The sequence below is a fragment of the uncultured Tessaracoccus sp. genome (genome assembly GCF_947255005.1).
In the GTDB taxonomy this organism is placed as follows: Bacteria; Actinomycetota; Actinomycetes; order Propionibacteriales; family Propionibacteriaceae; genus Arachnia.
Genome location: NZ_CAMYFI010000098.1, coordinates 1 through 5423 on the forward strand (window position 1 = coordinate 1; position 5423 = coordinate 5423).

The following is a 5423-nucleotide window of genomic DNA, read 5'->3' on the forward strand; positions in this document are numbered from 1 at the left end:
GCTTTCATTGGATAACACTCCTTTTGATGGTGTTAACGAGAGGGAGTAACTTTGCGACGACGTTCCGTGGAGTTCAAATTTAATACTACCTCTGGAAACAAGAAGTAAAGGAAGTCAGGGATATGACTGCGTTAGAGGCTGCCCAAGAACTCTTAGAGGATGTCAATTCCCTGCTTGACCACCATCCAGCACAGAAGGACCCTAAGCCGGGGAAGCCCGCCGGGCCAGGTTACGGGCCGTTGCTGCGTGCGGGTACTTCCCTCTGCTATACGGCGTGGGAGGTCTATGTCGAAGAATCCCTGATTGAGACGGTTGAATGGCTTCTAGAGAATAAGGAAGCCGATGAGCTACCGAAAAAGTTACGGTCGTGGGTGGTTGAGCAAAGAAGAGATCCGTGGGTGTTCGTGGGCGACTCGTGGCGATCAACTGTACTTGAACTTGTGCGATCGCGAATCGAAGGAGATTCGGAAGGTCGTTACGGATTCAACACCGCTAGCGTTGGAGGTGTCGAAAGCCTGTACGGAAGTATCCTCGATTTCTGCCCGCTGCGGGAAATCAAATGGCAGAAGAAAGCCAACGCGTCGGTGCGGAAACAGATTTCCGATCTGGTCAAAATACGGGGCGAGATTGTACATCGAGGTTCGACACCCGATGCGCTTAACCTTGGTCAAGTCCGCAATTGGGCTGATTTTGTTCGGCGACTGATTGAAAAATTTGATGAGCGCATGGTGGAGTTCCGGCTTAACGTCTAGGCCCGCTTGGCGCATGGCTGCAGTGCGCGTGAAACGCGGGGTTGCACGCCTCGTCCCCAAGGCGGGAGGATGCGGGCATGACTGCTCTGACCGGCTGGGCAAACGATGATGCTGTGATCGCGGCGGCAATGGAGTTGGCTGGAACCCTGGGAGAGGACCCGAACCATACTGTTGCGGCTGCAGCGATGGATCTTCGGGGAACCATCTATGCCGGTGTGAACAACTATCACTTCAATGGCGGCCCGTGCGCCGAGCTCGTCGTGCTCGGTATGGCTGCCAGTGCTCATGCGGGGCGGCTTGCGACGATAGTTGCGGTCGGGGATGGAGGCCGTGGGGTGGTCTCCCCGTGCGGTCGCTGTCGTCAGGTGCTGTTGGACCAACATCCTGACATTCGCGTGTTGGTTCCTGACGGTGATGCGATTCGATCGGTCTCCGTGCGCCATCTGTTGCCGTACTCGTATGTGCAGCCCGATGGTGATCCGCGCCGCTTTGTACGCTTCAACCGACGCTACCGCGACGATGTTCTCTCTGGCCGAAAGACTCGCACTCTTCGCTATCAGGATCTGGTGCCCCTGGGTGAGACCACCTTCGTGTTTGAGGACAGTGAGCATCGTGGCTTCGAGGCCATGCAGGGTGTGATTGATTCCGTGTCTCAGATCCGACTTTCGGAACTGGATGCGGGCTATCAGCGCAGTCTTCGCAGTCACTACCCTGAGATGCCTGCCGACGCGCTCCTCGATGACGTCAGGTTCCACGTCTGATCTTGCATCTGGTCGGTTCCCTGGGGGACCGGGCTGTGCCCGCGCTCGCGGATGACATTTTCGAGGGTGGGCCTGCGGACTCCAAGCGCGATCGTGGAGACACCGTGGAGTTCAGATATTCAAACTGACATCGCGGAGGTGAGATGGCGTGCGCCTCACGCTGTTGCGAGTGCTTCCGTGGGCGGTTACTGTGGTAGCACTACGACCGGTTCCGCCTACTTCGGTAGGCCCAGGGCCGGTCTTCATTTTCTCAGGCGGTGTTCATGGGGGTGAACGTCAAGGGGTTCAAGACGTATGCCGAGCAGGTGGAGATCTTGGCTGGGCGCGGCATGGACATGGGTGATCGAGATGCCGCGGCGGAGACGCTCCGCAGAGTAAATTATTACCGTCTCAGCGGCTACTGGTACCCGTTCCGGAAGCATGCCACCTCTGGCCGTCGTGAGGATGACTTCTACGCCGGCGCGCGCTTCAGCGAAGTCATGGCGCTGTATGAGTTCGACGCGCGTCTTCGCGCAGCGACATTCGCTGCCCTGGCACCCGTCGAGCTTGCGATCCGTGCGTTGCTCGGGCATGAGCTCGGCCGCATCGACCCGTGCGCGCATCTCGAGCCGTTGAAGCTTGGCCCTACCAGTCGTAGTGGCGACCAGTACTCGAAGTGGGTTCGTCGCTACGAGAACGAACTTAACCAGTCCCGCGAGGACTTTGTCGATCACCATCGCGCGAAGTATGGCGGGGTGCTGCCGGTCTGGGCAGTAACCGAACTCATGGACTGGGGAAGTCTGACCTACCTCTACAGCTTCTCGCCTCGGGGAGTTCAGGACGTTGTTGCCGAAGCGTGCGGGCTCAGAGCTCCGCAGCTGACAAGCTGGCTCAAGGCACTGAATGTCGTCCGCAACACTTGCGCCCATCACGGGCGGCTGTTCAATCGCGTCCACACGATCGTGCCGAAGCTGCCGAAGGTGGGCCTTCATCCGGATCTCGAAGCGGCGACGAGGGAGCGGAACCGTACGTTCGCTCGGCTTAGCCTCGTCCAGTTCTTGTCGGACCGACTGGGTGTGGGAAGTAGCACGCTGCTCCCCGCTGTAATGGAGAGTTTTCCTGTGGTGGCGATCGTTCCTATCGATCACATGGGAGTCCCCGCCGGGTGGCAGGAAAACCCGCTGTGGGCGACGAGCTGAGAGTCTTGAGCCCAGAGGGCAATAGGTGTTGGAACGCGGTGGAGTTCTGGTTTAACGTTTAGCGTTAATGACGGCCCGTTATGCATTGGCTTTGCGACCAGATCGTTCGACAACAAGGACACCGAGCGCATCTGGCATGAACAGTCCGTCAAGCGCGTCGACCGCAGAGGTCAGCACAGCATCCGGATCAACGACCAGTGGCGGATCTGCTTCGTGTGGACCGAGGCTGGCCCAGAGAATGTAATCATTGAGGACTACCATTGAGGTGCATCATGACTGAGAAGCTTTACGCGCCGATTCATCCTGGCGAGGTCTTGATGGAGGACTTCATCGAGGGGTTCGGCATCACGCAGCACAAGCTCGCGGTGTCCATCGGTGTCCCGCCGCGGCGGATTAACGAGATCGTGCACGGCAAGCGGGCCATCACCGCTGACACGGCGTTGCGTCTGGGGCGATACTTCGGTGTCGAGCCGCAGTTCTGGCTCAATCTGCAGAGCCGCTATGAGCTTGAGCTTGCGCAGGAACGTGTGGCCGATCAGGTGGCCGAGATTAAGCCGCTGCAGGCCGCGTGACCGACTCTGTGGTGCTGCGTCCCGACGGCGTGTCGATCGCGGTGGCGTGACCAGACCTGGTCGAAGGGCTCGTGGTGTTGGGAGGGCACGTGGAGGGGAGCGATGATCCGGGCGAAGCCGCCGGGGCCTACAAGGCGCCGCACTCGGGGATCTTTTGGACTTTCTTTACGTCCATGTGGAGCATGTGATCTGGGTAGCGGGGGATGATTTTTCCGGGCTTGCGCCAGTCCTCTCGGTCTGGGGCGATGTCTCGGATGCGGTTCAGCCCGAGCCGATCCAGCCGTCTGGTCATCGTTCGCGCACAGCAGCTAGCCCTGCTCTGGGTAACGCACGAGGAGGTCGTTGCCGATGACGGCCCCGTCGTTGAGTGTTGCCTCGCTTACCTTCGGCCCGTCCGCACCCATCCCCATGATGTGTTCAACTTCGTCACCATGGGCGATGAGGTGGTCGGCGATGATGCGCCGGTGGCAGCGCCACCACACTGCCTCGGAGCACATGATTGCGGTAGGGGTTTCGGCAGCACTCGCCCGTAGCTGCGAGAGTGCATCCGAGAACTCCCCACCCAGCGCATGGTCGGCGTAATTGTGGAAGCTGCGGTTACGCCAGTTCCCGTTGGCCTCAAACGGTACGGAGTGGGACACATTGCGCCGCCCGGTCAGGCCCTCGCTTCTGCTGTAAGTGATGCCGCGTGTGGGGAGGTGTTCGGCGAGGTAGTCGTCGTTGAACCACGGGTACTTCCTGGACCCGGGTAGCTTGCGCACATCCACGATGGATTCCACACCGACAGCCCTAATCAACTCGGCGAAGTCCTCGAACTCGAAGTTGGAGTGGCCCACGGTGAAGATACGCATGTCGACAACCCTACGTGCGAGACCGTACATCCGCATCGGCGTCCAAGTGTCTTTCGTCGGCACGTGGTTGAGCGGGTAGAGCGCGGGATCGCGGCCAGTATGCTTGGCACATCTGCCGCTGTCCTTCACGGCATACATCCTGCTAATCGTCGAGTGCTTCGCAGGAGCCGATTAGTCAAGTCTCAACGGGATGCTGGGGAGCAGTCGGAAGCCTAACCTGCCCGTGTGTGGGCGAACTCCCTGCATTCCTGATTAAAGGATACTGCTGTAAGAACAGTGGTGGCTGAGATGCCGAATAACTTCGGCGAACCGTAGAACCTGATCCGAGTAATTCCGACGCTAGGAAGGATAGGAACTTCGATGACATCTCATCCGAGGGATCTGAGGCCGTCTAGTGCGCACCATATGTTTGCAGTGCACAGGGGAACCGTTGGTTTCTCGTTGCGGTTTACGAATGAGAGAGTAACTTTTCAACGACACTCCGTGGAGTTCCGGTTTAACGTCTAGCGTTAATGATGGTCCCCGTTATATATGGTGACTTCGTGATCAGTATCGTTCGGCTACAAGGACACCGAGCGCATCTGGCATGAGCAGTACGTCAAGCGCGTCGACCGGACCGTGCAGCGGGCGGTCATGCGGAAGCTGGAGCTGATCCACGCGGCGAAGGATCTCGATGATCTGCGAATCTCGCCCGGGAATCGGCTGGAGCGTCTCGTTGGTGACCGGCGTGGGCAGCACAGCATCCGTGTGAATGCGCAATGGCGTATCTGCTTCGTCTGGAGAGAGTGATGTGCGGATGATGTCGAGCTCGTCGATTACCGCTGAGGCAGACTTGATTGAGCCGATCCACCTGGGAGGGATCTTGATGGAGGACTTCATCGAGGGTTTCGGGACTACGCAGCATAAGCTCGCCGTTTCGATCGGGGTGCCGCCTCGTCGGATCGATGAGATGGTGCATGGCAAGCGTGGTATCACTGCAGATACGGCGATACGGCTGGCGCGGTATTTCGGGACGTCCGAGGAGTTCTGGATGAATCTGCAGTCGAATTACGAGCTGCGGTTGGAGCGTCGCGAGTTGAAGAACATGGTCGCCGCTATTACTCCACTGCAGGTCGCGTGACCGAATATAACCTCACGGTGCAATGTGTCCGTGCCGCCTACTTGCTATTGACGTTAGGGGTGTAGGCGTCGTTCTTGAGTTCATCGCCGCCGCGCGGAAGCGATTCCCAGGGGCGGGCTTCGCTGTCTCGTTCTTATGGGGCTCTTCACAAACCAGGGTGTAGGTAGCGTTGTTGGGGTTTGCGGCGTG

General features: G+C 58.8%; 8 protein-coding genes. 6 read left to right on the forward strand and 2 right to left on the reverse strand.

What is annotated here, in order from left to right; translation table 11 throughout:
• Positions 1-122: 122 nt before the first annotated feature.
• The 4 genes from Q0X61_RS12455 to Q0X61_RS12470 all read left to right on the forward strand — a co-directional run bounded on the left by Q0X61_RS12455 (position 123) and on the right by Q0X61_RS12470 (position 3263).
• Positions 123-752, forward strand: a complete 630-nt coding sequence (locus Q0X61_RS12455; RefSeq protein ID WP_297743110.1) for a HEPN domain-containing protein — start codon at positions 123-125, stop codon at positions 750-752.
• A gap of 77 nt (positions 753-829) precedes the next feature.
• Positions 830-1513 carry a hypothetical protein gene (locus tag Q0X61_RS12460; protein WP_297743111.1) on the forward strand — a complete coding sequence of 228 codons (684 nt, stop codon included), beginning with the start codon at positions 830-832 and terminating at the stop codon, positions 1511-1513.
• Between the two features lie 263 nt (positions 1514-1776).
• Positions 1777-2691, forward strand: coding sequence for an Abi family protein (locus tag Q0X61_RS12465; protein ID WP_297743113.1), 915 nt, complete (start codon positions 1777-1779; stop codon positions 2689-2691).
• Positions 2692-2963: 272 nt separating this feature from the next.
• Complete coding sequence (locus Q0X61_RS12470) at positions 2964-3263, forward strand: HigA family addiction module antitoxin (RefSeq protein WP_297743115.1); 300 nt, start codon at positions 2964-2966, stop codon at positions 3261-3263.
• 127 nt (positions 3264-3390) lie between these two features.
• Here the strand turns inward: Q0X61_RS12470 and Q0X61_RS12475 are convergent, their stop codons facing one another.
• A complete protein-coding gene (locus tag Q0X61_RS12475; protein ID WP_297743117.1) occupies positions 3391-3555 on the reverse strand; it encodes a hypothetical protein in 165 nt (54 codons plus the stop codon).
• A 16-nt stretch (positions 3556-3571) separates the two neighbouring features.
• Complete coding sequence (locus tag Q0X61_RS12480; RefSeq protein WP_297743119.1) at positions 3572-4114, reverse strand: DUF488 family protein; 543 nt, start codon at positions 4112-4114, stop codon at positions 3572-3574.
• A gap of 579 nt (positions 4115-4693) precedes the next feature.
• Between Q0X61_RS12480 and Q0X61_RS12485 the strand changes: the two genes are divergently transcribed.
• Complete coding sequence (locus Q0X61_RS12485) at positions 4694-4903, forward strand: type II toxin-antitoxin system RelE/ParE family toxin (protein WP_297743121.1); 210 nt, start codon at positions 4694-4696, stop codon at positions 4901-4903.
• A gap of 10 nt (positions 4904-4913) precedes the next feature.
• A complete protein-coding gene (locus Q0X61_RS12490) occupies positions 4914-5234 on the forward strand; it encodes a HigA family addiction module antitoxin (RefSeq protein WP_367270747.1) in 321 nt (106 codons plus the stop codon).
• Positions 5235-5423: the final 189 nt, after the last annotated feature.

Excerpts from the sequence above, each read along its gene's own strand:
- Q0X61_RS12455 (WP_297743110.1), top strand. The coding sequence starts at position 123 with ATGACTGCGTTAGAGGCTGCCCAAGAACTCTTAGAGGATGTCAATTCC.
- Q0X61_RS12480 (WP_297743119.1), bottom strand. The coding sequence starts at position 4,114 with ATGCGTATCTTCACCGTGGGCCACTCCAACTTCGAGTTCGAGGACTTC.
- Q0X61_RS12475 (WP_297743117.1), bottom strand. The coding sequence starts at position 3,555 with ATGACCAGACGGCTGGATCGGCTCGGGCTGAACCGCATCCGAGACATC.
- Q0X61_RS12470 (WP_297743115.1), top strand. The coding sequence starts at position 2,964 with ATGACTGAGAAGCTTTACGCGCCGATTCATCCTGGCGAGGTCTTGATG.
- Q0X61_RS12465 (WP_297743113.1), top strand. The coding sequence starts at position 1,777 with ATGGGGGTGAACGTCAAGGGGTTCAAGACGTATGCCGAGCAGGTGGAG.
- Q0X61_RS12490 (WP_367270747.1), top strand. The coding sequence starts at position 4,914 with ATGTCGAGCTCGTCGATTACCGCTGAGGCAGACTTGATTGAGCCGATC.
- Q0X61_RS12460 (WP_297743111.1), top strand. The coding sequence starts at position 830 with ATGACTGCTCTGACCGGCTGGGCAAACGATGATGCTGTGATCGCGGCG.